Source organism: Poseidonocella sedimentorum (assembly GCF_900116005.1).
GTDB classification, from domain to species: Bacteria; Pseudomonadota; Alphaproteobacteria; order Rhodobacterales; family Rhodobacteraceae; genus Poseidonocella; species Poseidonocella sedimentorum.
The window spans coordinates 1-15,927 of sequence record NZ_FOYI01000013.1; the positions used below are offsets into that span (position 1 = coordinate 1).

Below are 15,927 nucleotides of genomic sequence, written 5' to 3' on the forward strand. Positions count from 1 at the left end.
ACCGCTGGTCAGGTCAGCGACTACATCGGCGCGCGGGCACTGCTGAGCAGCCTGCCGAATGTAGACTGGCTGCTCGGAGACCGTGGCTATGACGCCGACTGGTTCAGAGACGCTTTGAAAGACAAAGGGATAAGGCCCTGCATCCCGGGTCGAAAGCAACGCAAGACGCCCGTGAAATACGATCAGCGTCGATACAAGCGACGCAACAGGATTGAGATCATGTTCGGCAGGCTCAAGGATTGGCGGCGCGTCGCAACCCGGTATGATCGCTGCCCCAAGGTCTTCCTCTCGGCCATCGCTCTCGCAGCAATCGTCATTTATTGGCTATGAGTCCTGACCCCAGCCTATTTCACTGCGTTAACCCCAGATTTACCGACCTGTTTCTCCCCAAACCGTTTATCCAACGCCGCGCAGGAAGTTCGATCACATGATAGCTTGCAACTGAACAAGCGAGAACCATCACGCAGATCGCAGGCCATGGCAATGGCGCTATCCCCAGTTTTGGCAAGTAATCAAACCACACAGCAATGACAAAGATATGGATCATGTAGGTCGAATAAGAGATCTCCCCCAAGTAAACAAAAAGCTTGCTGTTGGTTGGCAGGTTTCTCCGATCCGAGAGCTTGGCGCCAGAAATAATCAAAAGCGAAAAAGGTAAGAACACCTCATAACCAGCTGGTGCGCTGGCGAGTATCAACAGAGCTACTATCCCGGCAAACCCCATGATGGCAGCGAATGCCGCTGGAACAATTGGGGTGAGTCTGCGCAACAGCATACCGAGGATGAATGACGGGACGATCCTGACGATACCGTAATCCCAAGTGAGATGAATGAACGCTGATTTTCCAACGCCCAGTGCGATGAAATGCGCAGCGATCGCGCTCACACATAGAGCCGCGACGATGGCCGAGGTCCCGGGACTGCGATTGACCAGTACGCCGAACAGAAGATACGCGAACATCTCCGCGGATAATGTCCAACTCGGACCATTCAGCACGAGACCGTCAGTTACCCCCCAGGCATGGAACAGCAAGACTGACGCAAAAATTCCATCTGCCCCGCTTCCCCGCAGGATGGACAGCGCGACAAACACGAGCAGCATAACTGCGTGCAAAGGGTAAATTCGCGCGAAACGTTTCACGACGTAGCGGCGAAATGAGAAGGTTCCGTCTGAAATTTTGGGTTCATAGACATGAAAGATCACGAAGCCAGACAGGACAAAAAAGAAATCGACGCCCCTCGCCCCGTTTTCAATCACGCTCCAGAACCAGTTCTGATCATATTCTATTCGCGACCTGAGATGAAATAGAAACACCCAGAAAGCGGCGAAGAACCGAAAGCTCGTGAGAGTTCTAAGGTCGGCAGGCAGAGCTCTTTCCATAAGACAATCTTCTTGAATGCATTTATATCAAGCAAACGCGCGAAAAATTCATAAGAGCCGCCCATCCAGGAGGGCCCCTTATATTCATGCAGCGAGTTGAAAATTGTCGGTTTAAAAGAGACAGAGCTTACTATACGGCTACCAAACCTTACCCGCGAACGCTTCACGGAAGTTATTGAACCCAGCTTCAGATCACGCAATATTTTTCGCGCGAAACTTAACGACTTTTTAACCTTTGCGACGCCTTGCGTTAATTATTTGGCATTCGGCTGGTTTTCCTCTGTGTCGACACTCTGTCTTTGCGATGGAGGTCGCAGCTTGGCGAGAGACCCAACCCCGCTCTCTTCAACGGCCTGTAAATCCATTTTAACCAACTGACAAAAATAGGATTTTGCGCCTATTGCACTCAGTCGTTGAGGTCGCGCAGGAGGCGGCCGTGTTTGCGGGTTTCGGCGATGAGCGCGCCGAAGGTGGTGATGCCGCGGGCAGCGACCAGGGGCAGGAGTTTGACCAGGGCGCGGGCGGTAGCGTCGGCGTCGCCGAGGGCGGTGTGACGGCGGCCCTCGGGGATGTCGATCGAAAGACGGGCGCAGAGGGCGTCGAGCGTGTGGCTTTCCGTCGTTCCGAACACCACCGCCGAGAGCAGCACCGTGTCGAGCACCGGGTGCGGCCAAGTGAGCCCCGCCTCGGCGGCGTCGCGGCGGAGCAGGCCGATGTCGAAGGGCGCGTTATGGGCGACCAGCACCGACTCGCGGGCGAAATGATGGAAGGCGCGCGCGACATCGGGCATCGGGGGGGCGCCCGCGACCAGCGCGTCGGTGATCTTGTGGATGCGGGTCGAGGCCGGGGGGATGGGCCGGCCGGGGTTGACGTAGCTGTCGAACACCTCGCCCTCGACGATGCGCCCCTTGAGGACCCGCAGCGCGGAGAGCTGAACGACGGCGTCGCGCGCGACCGAGAGCCCGGTGGTCTCGGTGTCGAAGGGCACAAAGCAGAGGTCCATCAGCGGGGTATCCTCGATCTCGCGGCTCTGCGCGGTGTCGTGCAGCGTGAAATCGAAGACGAGAGGGCGGGCGGAGAGCCCGTCGGCGTCGGGCTCGGACTGGACCTCGATGAAGATCATGTGCCCGCCGCGGCGGAGCTGTTTCATGCGGGCCTGAAACCCCTGGCTTCGTGCGGTATCGAAGAGGGTCAGGATGGTTTCGCCCGCGCCCTGCTCCAGCCGGCGCATCGCGTCGCGCAGGCTGCCCATATCGAAATAATCCGACACCGGTGCGCGCAGGCGCGGCGGCGCGATTCGCGACAGGACCTCGGCGGCCTGGGCATCGTAGAGAATGATCTGCTCGGCGGGATTGAGCAGGATTGTGGCGATCGGGATCTCGGTCAGAAGCGCCGTGAGCTGTTCGCGATCCGACCGCAGGGATTCGGCCTCTCCGCCGTCTTCCGCCCCGTCCGCGCTCGCGGACTTCGCCCCGCCAATCCGGCGCGCGAGGGCCTCGGCGGCGGGGGCGAGATCGCCCAGATATGGCGCGGCGCCCGCCTGAACGCTGGCCTCGAGATCCGCGTGCGCGCGCAGGCGCAGGGCGGCGGCAAGACGGTCGATCGGGCGGGCCACGTTTTCGTCGAAGAGCAGCCAGACCCCGAGCACGAGCCCGGTGTTGGCGAAGGCAAAGATGAGGAACGCGGTCATGAAGGGCGCGGAAGGGCCCGGCGGATCGAGCCGCGACCAGCCGAGGTAGAGCGCGCCGCCGGCCAAGGCCAGCGCGCCGAGCGCCAGCAGCACGAAGAACAGAAAGACCCGCAGTCGCAGCCCGAGGCCCAGAAGCCCGCGCCCGCCCATCTCAGGCGCCGCAGACCAGCGCGAGGATCGGATCGCCCGGCGGCACCGCGCCCCAGTCCGCCGCGACCGAGCCATCGGCGGCGAATTCCGCCCCGTCGATCAGGAGCGCGGCACGGGCGCCGTCGCAATCGTAGAGCATGGGCGCGCGGTTGACCGGCGACCAGCGGCCGAAGAAGTAGAGATCGGCGAGGCGCTGCTCGGGCAGGCCGGGATGGCTCCGGACGCCAGCGCGATCCACCGCAACGAAGCGTTTGGTATAGGGGCGGGCCATGGTCCAGGGGCGCAGCCAGCTCCGCTCCTCGACATTGAGCGCGATCTCGACACCCTCCGGCAGGCGCGCGGACGTCCGGTCGAACCAGGTGTATTCGTTGGAGATCGTCATGCCGATCATGCCCAGCCCCGCCGCGACGGGAATGAGCCAGCGCGGCAGGCGCCGCCCGGTGGCGTGGTTGAGCAGCATCATGATCCCGGCGCAGGCGATCCCGGCGACAACCGTGGCGATGAGTTCGATGAACATGACCTTATCCTAACGTGGCTTTGCCCGACCCCAAAGCCGATTGCATCGTCTTCACGACGACGAAGGCATCACGCAGGTGGCTGCGCTCGAAGTCGGAGAGATCGGCGGGATTGAGGAAATTGCCCGGGCGCTGGCCGGCGCGGATCTGCGCGGCCTGATGCCTGAGGCGGGTGGTGGCGATGAGATCGTAGGCGCTGAGCAGGTCCGAGCCGCCCGAGCCCGAGAGCACGCCCGCCGCCATCGCAGCTTCGAGCCGGGCACGGGTGTTGACCGAGCGGAGCTGGCCCTGGAGCGCATAGGCGCGGCCCAGATCCACCACCGGCACCACGCCGTTGTGCTTGAGGTCCAGTGCGTTGCGGTGCTCGCCCGAGCGGATCGTGGCGAGCCCGCGCAGAAGGCCGAGCGGCGGGTGATGCTTGAGCGCGTTGGAGATCATGTGGGCCGCGAAGATCGAGTTGGCCGACGCTTTGCGCAGGGTCTCTTCCTGAAGCTGGTCAAAGAGGCGCATCTCGCCGCCGATGGGCCGAAGATCGAACATCACGGAGGCGAGCATCTGGGCCTCGGGGCTCGGCCGGGCGATCCAGGCATCGAAATAGCCGCGCCATGTGGCCAGCGGTTGGCACCAGCGCGGGTTGGTCGCCATCATGTCGCCGGGGCAGAAAACGTAGCCGCAGCGGTCGAGCCCGTCGCTCACGAAGCGGGCGAGCGTGGCGAAATAGGGACGGTCCGCCTCCGAGACGCTGTCGTCCAGAATGAGGCAATTGTCCTGATCCGAGACGCCCGTCTGCTCTTGTCGCCCCTGCGAGCCGCAGGCGAGCCAGAGATAAGACGCGGGCGCGGGGCCGAGCTCGGCCTCGGCCAGCGCCAGAAGGCGGCGCGTCGCGGTGTCGGCGATATCGGTGATGAGGCGGGTGACGGTCTCGTGGCGATTGCCGGTGTCGACAAGCTGCACCAGAAGGCGCGGGATGTCGGCGGTGGCGCGCGCCATCTCGTCGGGCGTCGCGGCCCTCGCGACGCGCTCGACGATCTCGGCCGAGGAGAGCGCCTGCGCGCGGGTGAGATCGGTCTGGGTGACGATGCCCAGAAGCCGGCCATCCTCGACGATCGGGATATGGCCGATCCGCTGCTCGACCATGAGATGCAGCACATCCGTCACCAGCGCGCGCGGCCCGAGGGTCAGCGGCGCGGCGGTCATGATGCGCGAGACCGGATCCGTGGGATCAACCCCGTCGACGATGACCCGACCGTTCATGTCGCGCAGGGTGACGATGCCGTGAAACCCGGCCTCGTCGGCGACGCAGATCGAGGAGATATGCGCGCGGCGCATCCGCGCGGCGGCATCGCGGATCGGTGTTGCGGGCGGGCAGGTCTCGGGCGCGCGGCTCATCAGATGGCCCACGGGCAGCGTGTGGAGCGACTGGCCCCCGACGGGCGCGGGGCGTCGGCGGTCAAAGAACCGCGCGACGGGAGCGTGCTCGGCGATGAGGGCGTGGAACTGCGCTTCGGGGACGAGGATCATCACCGTGGGCTCACTCGCGCGGGCCGTCCGGCTGGCGGTTTCGCGGCGCAGAAGCGCGCGTTCGCCGAAGGAATTTCGGGGGCCGAGGATCGACAGCTGGATGCCGGACTGGTCGGTGATCTCCACCGTGCCGCTGACGATCACGAAAAGGCCGGGGACTGCCGCGCCGCAGGCAAAGACGGTCTCGCCCGTAGCGGCATCGCAGCGCTCGCAGGCCGCCGCCAGCGCGCCGAGCGCCTTGGCCGGCAGGCTGTCATAGGGGTGCACCGAGGCGAGAAAGGGGATGAGCTCTGCGGGAAGGGACATGGGACTGACCTATCGAAGCGGCCCCCCGCCCGCATTGGATGCGCGCGGGGGGCGTTGCTTTGGGAGGGGGAGGATCCGCCCGGGAGCGGGCGGGTCCTCCGAGGGCCGTCAGTGGCCTTCGACCGCCGTGCCGGCGCCGCGGGGGATGCGCACGCTTTGCACGAGGTCCTTGATCTCCTGCGGGGTTTCCTTCGTCATGCCCGAGACAACGTAAGCCACAGCAAAGTTCACCGCCGCGCCGATGGCGCCGAAGGAGGTGGACTTGACGGGCCCGAGGAGTGGGTTGTCATCGGTGAAGGCGTTGGTGTCGGGGATGAAGAACCATCCCTTGTGCAGGAAGATATAGAGCAGCGTGACCAGAAGACCCGCCAGCATGCCCGAGACCGCGCCGGTGTTGTTGATGCGGGTCGAGAAGATCCCCATCATCAGCGCCGGGAAGATCGAGGCCGCCGCGAGCCCGAAGGCCAGCGCCACCGTTTGCGCCGCGAAGCCCGGGGGGTTGAGCCCCAGAAGCACCGCCACGACAATCGCCGCCGCCATGGAAATGCGCGCCGCCATCAGTTCGGATTTCTCCGACATGTCTGGCGTGAGCTGGCCCTTGAGCAGGTCATGCGAGACCGCCGAGGAGATCGCCAGCAGCAGGCCCGCCGCCGTGGAGAGTGCCGCCGCGAGGCCGCCCGCTGCCACGAGCCCGATCACCCAGCCCGGAAGGCTTGCGATCTCGGGGTTTGCCAGCACGAGGATGTCGCGGTTGAAGTTGGTGAGCTCGTTGCCTTCCCAACCGTTTTCCGCGGCCCGCGCCTGAAGATCGGCATTGGCATCATTGTAGTACTGGATCTTGCCGTCGCCGTTCTTGTCTTCCCAGCCCAGAAGGCCGGTCTTCTGCCACGTCGCCATCCAGCCATACTCCGGATCGGTCTCGATCTGCTCGACCGATACCGCCTCGCCATCCGTGCCATTGGGCCACATCAGCTCGGAGATGTTGAGCCGCGCCATCGCGCCCACGGCGGGGGCCGTGAGGTAGAGCAGCGCGATGAACACCAGTGTCCAGCCTGCCGACCAGCGCGCATCGGCCACCCGCGGCACGGTGAAGAACCGCATGATCACGTGGGGCAGACCGGCCGTGCCGATCATCAGCGACAGGGTGAAGAGCACCATGTTGATGGTCGAGCCATGCGCGGCGGTGTATTCGGCAAAGCCGAGGTCCGTCACGATCTGGTTGAGCTTGGTCAGCAGCGGCTCGCCCGAGGCGGTGTGATCGCCAAACAGGCCGAGCGCCGGGATCGGATTGCCGGTGAGCTGGAGCGAGATGAAGACCGCCGGGATGGTGTAGGCGGTGATGAGCACGCAGTATTGCGCCACCTGGGTGTAGGTCACGCCCTTCATGCCGCCGAACACCGCATAGGCAAACACCACGCAGGAGCCGATCAGCAGGCCCCAGAACGCATCGATTTCCAGGAAGCGGCCGAAGGCGATCCCCACCCCCTGCATCTGGCCGATCACGTAGGTGATGGAGGCCACGAGCAGGCAGATCACCGCCACCAGACGCGCGGTCGGGCTGTAGAACCGATCGCCGATGAACTCGGAGACGGTGAACTTGCCGAATTTGCGCAGGTAGGGCGCGAGCAGGAGCGCGAGCAGCACGTAGCCGCCGGTCCAGCCCATGAGGAAGGAGGAGTTGTCATAGCCGGTGAAGGCGATGAGCCCCGCCATCGAGATGAAGGACGCCGCGGACATCCAGTCAGCCGCAGTGGCCATCCCGTTGGTGACCGGGTGGACGCCGCGCCCGGCGGCGTAGAATTCCGATGTGGAGCCCGCGCGGGCCCAGATCGCGATGCCGATGTAGAGCGCGAAGGACGCGCCGACAAAGAGCAGGTTGAGTGTAAACTGATCCATGGGTTCAATCCTCGTCGACGCCGTGTTCACGATCGAGCCGGTTCATCCGCCAGGCATAGAAGAAGATCAGCGCCAGGAAGACGAGGATCGAGCCCTGCTGGGCGAACCAGAAGCCGATATCCGCACCGCCCAAGGCGATGCCCGAGAGCATCGGGCGCAGGACGATCCCGAACCCGAAGGACACAAGCGCCCAGATCGCCAGGCTGATGTAAATGAGACGCAGGTTGGCCTGCCAATAGGCATTGTTGGGGCCGTCATCTTGGGACATGGAAATTCCTCCTCTTTCACTGGTGGGGCCCGGGCGACGCTGTGCCGGGCCGGGTCTTGCACGGGGCCACTAGGCGGTGGCCCTCGCAACGAGGGAGTTCAGCCGGGATGCGACCTCGTCGATCTCTCCCATGGCCGCGACGCGGCTGAGTGCTCCGGCAGTTTCGTAGTAGCTGACGAGCGGCGCGGTCTGGGCGCGGTAGGCGGCCAGCCGGTCCACCACGGTCTCGGCGGTGTCATCGGCGCGGCGCTTCATGTCCGTCCCGCCGCAGGTGTCGCAAACGCCGGGCTGGGCCGTGGGTTTGAAGCGCTCGTGATAGCCCTCGCCGCACTTGGCGCAGGTGAAGCGCCCGGTGATCCGCTCGACCATCGCCGCATCGTCCACCTCAAGGCTGATTGCGGCGTTGATCTGCTGGCCCGAGCGCGCGAGCAGCTCGTCCAGCGCCTCGGCCTGCACGGTGGTGCGCGGAAACCCGTCGAGGATCACGCCGCCGGCGCAGTCGGGCTCGATCAGCCGGTCGCGCAGGATCGAGATGACGATGTCATCGCTCACCAGCCCGCCCGCGTCCATGACCGCCTTGGCGCGCCGGCCCGCCTCCGTGCTCGCCGCAACCGCGGCGCGCAAAAGATCACCGGTGGAAAGCTGCACGAACCCGTGCCGCTCCTGAAGCATGCGCGCCTGCGTCCCCTTGCCCGCGCCCGGAGGCCCGAGCAGGATGATGACCGGCGCCGGGGTGGCTGTTGCGGCCCCGTCCATCACGCGTCTGCCCGGTTCATGCGGTTGGCGATGAGGTCATCGACCACCGAAGGATCGGCCAGCGTCGAGGTATCGCCCAGGGCGCCGAAATCATCCTCGGCGATCTTGCGGAGAATGCGGCGCATGATCTTGCCCGAGCGCGTCTTGGGCAGGCCCGGCGCCCACTGGATGAGGTCCGGCTTGGCGATCGGCCCGATCTCGGACCGGACCCAGACCTCCAGCTCCTTGCGCAGCGCGTCCGACGGCTCTTCCCCGTCCATCAGCGTCACATAGGCATAGATCCCCTGGCCCTTGATCTCATGCGGATAGCCCACGACCGCCGCCTCGGCGACCTTCTCATGGGCCACCAGCGCGCTCTCGACCTCGGCCGTTCCCATCCGGTGGCCCGAGACGTTGATCACGTCATCGACCCGGCCGGTAATCCAATAGTCGCCATCCTCGTCGCGGCGGCAGCCGTCGCCCGAGAAATAGTAGCCCTTGTAGTCGGAGAAATAGGTCTTCTCGAAGCGCTCGTGATCGCCCCAGACGGTGCGCATCTGCCCCGGCCAGCTGTCCTTGATGCAGAGCACGCCCTCAACGCCGTTGCCCTCGATCACTTCGCCGCTCGTGGGCTCCAGCACCACCGGCTGCACGCCAAAGAACGGCTGCTGCGCCGCGCCCGGCTTGAGCTTGGTCGCGCCCGGCAGCGGGGTGAGCATGTGCCCGCCCGTCTCGGTCTGCCAGAAGGTGTCGACGATCGGGCAGCGGCCCTTGCCGACGACATCGTTGTACCAGTTCCATGCCTCGGGGTTGATCGGCTCACCGACCGATCCGAGAATGCGCAAGCTCGACAGATCGTATTTCTCGACCCATTCCTTGCCCGCCCCCATCAGCGCGCGGATCGCTGTCGGCGCGGTGTAGAACTGCGTGACCTTGTGCTTGTCGCAGACCTCCCAGAACCGCCCCGCGTCGGGGTAGGTCGGCACGCCCTCGAACATCACCGTCGTGCCGCCATTGGCGAGCGGGCCATAGACGATGTAGCTGTGGCCAGTGACCCAGCCGACATCCGCGGTGCACCAGTAGATATCGCCGTCGTGATAGTCGAAGGTGATCTGGTGCGTCATCGCCGCATAGACGAGATAGCCACCCGAGCTGTGGACCACGCCCTTGGGCTGGCCGGTCGAGCCGGAGGTGTAGAGGATGAAGAGCGGATCCTCGGCGCCGATCTCTTCGGCCGGACACTCCGCCGAAGCCTCCGCCATCAACGCGTTGCAATCATGATCCTGCGCGGTCCAGGTGGTCTGGGCCCCGGTCCGCTTGACGACGAGGCATTGCACGTGATCGTCACAATGCAGCAGCGCGGTGTCGGTGTTGGATTTGAGCTTGGTCTCGCGGCCGCCGCGCGGCGCGTAATCGGCGGTGATGACGAGCTTGGCGCCGCAGCCGTTGATCCGCGCGCCGAGCGCATCGGGGGAGAACCCGGCGAACACGATGGAATGGATCGCGCCGATCCGTGCACAGGCGAGCATCGCATAAGCCGCCTCGGGGATCATCGGCAGGTAGATGACGACGCGGTCGCCCTTCTCCACCCCGAGCCCCTTGAGCACGTTGGCCATCTTGCACACGTTCCGGTGCAGCTCGCGATAGGTGATGTGCTGGGCTGCGTCCTTCTCCGGATCATCAGGCTCCCAGATGATCGCGACCTGATCGCCGCGAGTCTCAAGATGCCGGTCGATGCAATTGGCCGAGACGTTGAGCGTCCCGTCTTCGAACCAGCGGATATCGACATTGCCGGGCTCGAAAGAGGTGTTCTTGACCCGGGTATAGGGCCGAATCCAATCGATCCGCTTGCCCTCTTGCCCCCAGAATGCCTCGGGATCGGTCACGGACTGGCGATACATCCGCGCATAGGTCGGCGCGTCCACATGCGGCGCCTGGCGCTCATGCACGGGTGACGGTTCTGCCGCCAGCAGGTCTTCGGTCATCATGGCTGTCCTCCTCAAACTGTGCTGCGCGCCCCTCCTCTTCCGGTCCGCACAGTACGTAAGGGCACATTAACCGATATTTGTGAAAAACTGACCACCTATTTAAGAATACTCACTTATTTTGTAATTTAATGAGCAGTTTTTTCGGATCATGATGTAAATTATTTACAAAACAGGCCCGATTCCGCAATTCAAAGCGCTTAACCCGCCCCTACGTCAACTGCGCGTTTTCGAAGATGGGTGAAGGTTTTGACCCGCAGGCTCGGGCCCCGCGGCCGCCATTGGCGAACATTTACCCTGCAAGACCCTCTGCCGAGCCGCTCCCCAGCCGGGCGGCGCGGCCGAGTCACCCTGCCTTTGCGGCTTTCTTGATGGCAATGACCTTTTCCGCCAGATCGCGCGCGACCGCGAAGGCGCCCTTGATCTTGTCGGCCTCGGTTTTCCAATCCCGCCGCACGACGATCTTGTTGTCCTTGACCTTGGCGAGCCCGTTCTGCGCCTTGATGAACTCCACGAGCCCCTCGGGGCTGGCGAACTTGTCGTTGTGGAAGCGGATCGTCGCGCCCTTGGGCCCCGCGTCGAGCTGGGAAATCCCTGCGCGCTTGCACATCGCCTTGATCCGCACCACCAGCAGCAGGGTGTTCACCTCGCGCGGCAACTTGCCGAACCGGTCGATCAACTCGGCGGCAAAGCCCTCCAGCTCGACCTTGGTGGTCAGCGACGAGAGCCGCCGGTAGAGCCCGAGACGCACGTCGAGATCGGGCACATAGTCTTCCGGGATGAGCACCGGCACGCCGAGGTTGATCTGCGGCGCCCACTGGTCATCGGCCTCCGAGAGCCCTTCCATCTGGCCCGACCGGATCTTGGCGATCGCCTCTTCGAGCATGGATTGGTAAAGTTCATAGCCCACGTCGCGCATCTGGCCCGACTGTTCCTCGCCCAAGAGGTTCCCGGCCCCGCGAATGTCGAGATCCTGGCTCGCGAGGGTAAAGCCCGCCCCGAGCGAGTCGAGCGAGCCCAATACGCGCAACCGCTTCTCCGCCGTCGCCGTCATCTTGGCGCGCGGTTTGGTCGTGAGATAGGCATAGGCGCGGGTCTTGGAGCGCCCCACCCGGCCGCGGATCTGGTAGAGCTGCGCCAGCCCGAACATGTCCGCGCGATGCACCACCATGGTGTTGGCCGTGGGGATATCGAGCCCGCTCTCGACGATGGTCGTGGCCAGCAGGATGTCGTATTTCCCGTCGTAGAACGCGTTCATCCGGTCATCGAGTTCGCCCGGCGCCATCTGGCCATGGGCGACCACATAGGTGAGTTCCGGCAGCTGTTCCTTCAGGAACTCCTCGATCTCCGGCAGGTCCGAGATGCGCGGCACCACGTAGAAACTCTGCCCGCCGCGATAGTGCTCGCGCAGGAGCGCCTCGCGGATGGTGATCGCGTCGAACTCGCTGACGAAGGTGCGGATCGCCAGCCGGTCGACCGGCGGCGTGCCGATGATCGAGAGGTCCCGAACCCCGGTGAGCGAGAGCTGCAGCGTGCGCGGGATCGGCGTTGCGGTCAGCGTGAGCACGTGGATCTCGCTGCGCATCTGTTTGAGGCGCTCCTTGTGGGCGACGCCGAAATGCTGCTCCTCGTCGATGATCAGCAGGCCGAGGTTCTGGAACCGGACGCTCTTGGCCAGGAGCGCGTGGGTGCCCACGACGATGTCCACCGTGCCCCGCGCGAGCCCGTCACGGGTCTTGGCGGCCTCCGCGGCCGGAACGAAGCGGGACAGTTGGCGCACCTCGAGCGGAAAGCCGCGGAAGCGATCGGCAAAGCTCTTGAAGTGCTGCCGCGCGAGCAGGGTCGTGGGGGCGATGATCGCCACCTGCACCCCGGACATCGCCGCAACGAAGGCCGCCCGGAGGGCCACCTCGGTCTTGCCGAAGCCCACATCGCCGCAGATGAGCCGGTCCATCGGTTGGCCGCTGGTGAGGTCGGTCACGACATCCTCGATCGCGCTGATCTGGTCGTCGGTCTCCTGATAGGGGAAGCGCGCGGAGAAGGCCTCCCAGGCCTGCGGCGGCGGCTCCAGCACAGGCGCCTTGCGCAGCGCGCGCTCGGCCGCCACGCGGATGAGCTTTTCCGCCATCTCGCGGATACGCTCCTTGAGCCGCGCCTTCTTGGCCTGCCACGCCCCGCCGCCGAGCCGGTCCAGCAACCCCTCTTCGTGGCCGTATTTCGACAGAAGCTCGATGTTTTCCACCGGCAGGTAGAGCCGCGCGTTTTCGGCGTATTCGAGCGCGAGGCACTCATGCGCCGCGCCCGCCGCGGTGATGACCTCAAGCCCGTGATAGCGCCCGATGCCGTGATCCACATGGACCACCAGATCGCCGGGGCTGAGGCTCTGGGCCTCGGTCAGGAAATTCTCCGCCCGGCGCTTGCGGCGGGGCGCGCGGATCAGCCGGTCGCCGAGCACGTCCTGCTCGGAAATGACGGTCATCTCCGGCGTTTCGAACCCGGCCTCAAGCGCCCAGACCGCGAGGTAGAGCCCGGATTTGCCAAGCCGGCGACCGTCGGTGACGGGGATGACCTCGGACAGCCCCTCGTCCTCGATCAGGCCGGTGAGACGCTCGCGCGCGCCTTCGGAATAGGAAGCGACGAGCACCGGACCGACTTGAAGCTTTGCGCGAATGTGATCCGACAAAGCCCCGAAAAGGCTCAGATTTTCCTGCTGGCGCTCTGGCGAGAAATTGCGGCCGATCCGCCCGCCGGCATCGATGACCCCGGGCCCGGAGGCCTGTGGCAAGGGCGACAGGCGCAGCAGCCGGCGCTCGGCCACGGCGTCCTCCCAGGCGGGATCGTCAAGATAGAGCTGGCCGGGGGGCACTGGCTTGTAGACGCTGTCGAGCCGGCCCTTCTGGGTCAGCGCATGACGGCGAGTCTCATACTGGTCCGTCACCGCGTCCCACCGCGCAAGGCGGGAGGGGGTGAGCTGATCATCGAGCGTGATGCTCGCCTGCGGCACATAGTCGAAGAGCGTCTCGAGGCGCTCGTGGAAGAAGGGCAGCCAGTGTTCGATCCCGGAGTATTTGCGCCCCGCGCTCACCGCCTCGTAGAGCGGATCGTCGGTGCCGGCCGCGCCGAACTCGATCCGGTAATTCTGGCGGAACCGCGTGATCGCCGCGTCGTCGAGGATCACCTCGGAGACCGGCGCAAGCTCGACCACGTCGAGCTTTTCGGTGGTGCGCTGCGTGCCGGGATCGAACCGGCGCGCGCCGTCGAGCACATCGCCGAACAGATCGAGCCGGACGGGCCCGAGATCGCCGGGCGGGTAAATGTCGATGATGCCGCCGCGCACGGCATAATCGCCCGGCTCCATCACCGTGGGCGACTGGGTGAAGCCCATGCGCACGAGGAAGGACCGAAGCTCGCCCTCGTCGATCCGGTCGCCGACCCGCGCGGCAAAGGCCGCCTCGCGCAGGACCTCGCGCGCCGGCACCCTCTGGGTCGCGGCGTTCAGCGTGGTGAGCAGGACGAAGCGTTCGGGCATCCCGTGGGCGAGCGCGGCCAGCGTGGCCATGCGCTGCGCCGAGATGTCGGCATTGGGCGAGACCCGGTCATAGGACAGACAGTCCCAGGCCGGGAAGTCGATCACGGGCGTGTCCGGCGCCCAGAACCGCAGCGCGCTGCGCATCGCGGCCATGCGTTTGTCGTCGCGGGCGACATGGAGAACCGGGCCGCGCTCGGCCAGCTCTCGCAGGATCAGCTGCGCGTCGAAACCTTCGGGCGCGCCGCCGACGGTGATATGAGAAGGGGAAGCCATGCCGGGGGGCTTACGGTGCGGGCCGGGGAAGTCAACCGCCGAAGGGGCGGATCGACAGATTCTGCTGCATCCCGTAGAGGGTCGTGACGAAGATCGCGACCACCGCGACAGCCTGAATCCGCAGCCGCAAGGCGCTGATTGTCCGGCGCAGCGTTTCGCCCTGCTGCGCGGCGGCCACCACGCGGCGGGCGCTGCGCAGGGTCAGCCAGTGGACCACCGCCAAGGGTACGGCAAGGCAGACCAGCGCCTGGGCCAGCTCGATCCGGTAGAGCCAGGCGAGCAGCACGAGGACGGTGAAGACAAAGGCGAGCGCCGCCAGCTCCCACAGCGACATCGCCGCGTGGCGCGCCACCAGCCGCCGCGCGGCCATCTCGCCCAGCCCGTCCACGTCATCGACCGCATGGGGATCTCCCCGCTCCGCCTCGGCGAGGATATCGATCGGCACGCCGAGCACGCGGAAGGTCGCCCGGGTCCAGACCCAGGCCAGCACGATCCAGAACCAGAGGCTGGAGAAGCTGCGCATGTCGATGAGGTCAAGCACGGTGTCGAAAAAGTTCAAGAGAGGCGGATCCGCAACGCGAGGGTTGCCCCCTCTTATCGCGGGCGCGCGCGCTTGCCCAGACTTGAGATCGCCGGCGCTTTCGTGCACGTGAGGAGCAGAACAGGAGACTGCCATGCCGCCGATCACTGCCCCCTTCCCCACCGCCCGGTTGCGCCGCACGCGCGGCTCTGCCCAATTGCGCGCGCTGGTGCGGGAGACGGCGCTGACGGTGGATGACCTGATCTGGCCGCTCTTTGTGCGCGATGGCGACGGGATCGAGGAGGAGATCCCCTCGATGCCGGGCGTTTATCGCCGCTCGGTGGACCGGATCGTGGAGGCGGCGCGCGAGGCCGCGGACCTCGGCATCCCGGCGGTCTGTCTCTTTCCCTACACCGATCCCGCGCTCAAGACCGAGGATTGCGCGGAGGCCTGGAATCCCCGGAACCTCAGCAACCGCGCGACCCGTGCGATCAAGGCCGCGGTGCCGGATCTGGCGATCATGACCGACGTGGCGCTCGATCCCTACAACATCCATGGCCATGACGGCTTCGTCGAGGATGGCGTCATCGTGAATGACCGGACGGTCGAGGCGCTGGTCAAGATGGCGGTGGCGCAGGCCGAGGCGGGGGCGGATATCATCGGACCCTCAGACATGATGGACGGGCGGATCGGCGCGATCCGGGCCGCGCTGGAGGAGGGCGGATTCACCGGCGTGACGATCCTGTCCTATGCCGCGAAATATGCCTCGGCATTCTACGGGCCGTTCCGCGATGCGGTCGGCGCCTCGGGCGCGCTCAAGGGTGACAAGAAGAGCTACCAGATGGATCCGGCCAATTCCGATGAGGCGTTGCGGCTGGTGGCGCGGGACCTTGGCGAAGGCGCGGACATGGTGATGGTCAAGCCGGGGATGCTCTATCTCGACATCTGCAGGCGGGTGAAAAGCAGCTTCGGCGTGCCGACCTTCGCCTATCAGGTCTCGGGCGAATACAGCATGATCGCAGGAGCGGCCGCGCAGGGCTGGATTGATGGCGACAAGGCAATGCTGGAGAGCCTCATCGCCTTCAAGCGCGCCGGCTGTGACGGGGTGCTCACCTATTTCGCGCCGGCCGTGGCGCGGGCGCTGGCGGGCCGATGAGC

Annotated in this window: 12 protein-coding genes; 2 read left to right on the plus strand and 10 right to left on the minus strand. The window is 65.3% G+C overall.

What is annotated here, in order from left to right; translation table 11 throughout:
* Positions 1-330, plus strand: a 330-nt coding sequence (locus BM353_RS14375; protein WP_143104176.1) for an IS5 family transposase, incomplete at its 5' end; no start/stop codon positions are given.
* Between the two features lie 19 nt (positions 331-349).
* Here the strand turns inward: BM353_RS14375 and BM353_RS14380 are convergent.
* The 10 genes from BM353_RS14380 to BM353_RS14425 all read right to left on the minus strand — a co-directional run bounded on the left by BM353_RS14380 (position 350) and on the right by BM353_RS14425 (position 14,808).
* The gene (locus BM353_RS14380; protein WP_092082080.1) at positions 350-1,381 is read right to left on the minus strand and encodes an acyltransferase family protein; all 1,032 of its coding nucleotides are present in this window, start codon (positions 1,379-1,381) and stop codon (positions 350-352) included.
* A 406-nt stretch (positions 1,382-1,787) separates the two neighbouring features.
* Positions 1,788-3,221, minus strand: a complete 1,434-nt coding sequence (locus tag BM353_RS14385; RefSeq protein ID WP_092082082.1) for a 3'-5' exonuclease — start codon at positions 3,219-3,221, stop codon at positions 1,788-1,790.
* A 1-nt stretch (position 3,222) separates the two neighbouring features.
* Positions 3,223-3,738: a hypothetical protein gene (locus BM353_RS14390; RefSeq protein WP_092082084.1), complete on the minus strand. Its 516-nt coding sequence runs from the start codon at positions 3,736-3,738 to the stop codon at positions 3,223-3,225.
* Positions 3,739-3,742: 4 nt separating this feature from the next.
* Positions 3,743-5,563 carry a DUF294 nucleotidyltransferase-like domain-containing protein gene (locus tag BM353_RS14395; RefSeq protein ID WP_092082086.1) on the minus strand — a complete coding sequence of 607 codons (1,821 nt, stop codon included), beginning with the start codon at positions 5,561-5,563 and terminating at the stop codon, positions 3,743-3,745.
* A gap of 108 nt (positions 5,564-5,671) precedes the next feature.
* Entirely contained in the window at positions 5,672-7,459 is a 1,788-nt protein-coding gene (locus BM353_RS14400; protein WP_092082088.1) for a sodium:solute symporter family protein, read from the minus strand.
* A 4-nt stretch (positions 7,460-7,463) separates the two neighbouring features.
* Positions 7,464-7,727, minus strand: coding sequence for a DUF4212 domain-containing protein (locus BM353_RS14405; RefSeq protein ID WP_092082090.1), 264 nt, complete (start codon positions 7,725-7,727; stop codon positions 7,464-7,466).
* 69 nt (positions 7,728-7,796) lie between these two features.
* Positions 7,797-8,483: an adenylate kinase gene (locus tag BM353_RS14410; RefSeq protein WP_092082092.1), complete on the minus strand. Its 687-nt coding sequence runs from the start codon at positions 8,481-8,483 to the stop codon at positions 7,797-7,799.
* A complete protein-coding gene (gene acs, locus BM353_RS14415) occupies positions 8,483-10,447 on the minus strand; it encodes an acetate--CoA ligase (protein WP_092082214.1) in 1,965 nt (654 codons plus the stop codon). The genes BM353_RS14410 and acs overlap by 1 nt, the downstream gene beginning before the upstream one ends.
* 346 nt (positions 10,448-10,793) lie before the next feature.
* On the minus strand, positions 10,794-14,249 hold the full coding sequence (gene mfd / locus BM353_RS14420; RefSeq protein ID WP_092082094.1) for a transcription-repair coupling factor: 3,456 nt from the start codon (positions 14,247-14,249) through the stop codon (positions 10,794-10,796).
* Between the two features lie 31 nt (positions 14,250-14,280).
* Positions 14,281-14,808, minus strand: coding sequence for a hypothetical protein (locus BM353_RS14425; protein ID WP_092082096.1), 528 nt, complete (start codon positions 14,806-14,808; stop codon positions 14,281-14,283).
* Positions 14,809-14,923: 115 nt separating this feature from the next.
* On the opposite strand from BM353_RS14425, the gene hemB reads away from it, so the two are divergent.
* Positions 14,924-15,925: a porphobilinogen synthase gene (gene hemB / locus BM353_RS14430; protein ID WP_092082098.1), complete on the plus strand. Its 1,002-nt coding sequence runs from the start codon at positions 14,924-14,926 to the stop codon at positions 15,923-15,925.
* Positions 15,926-15,927: the final 2 nt, after the last annotated feature.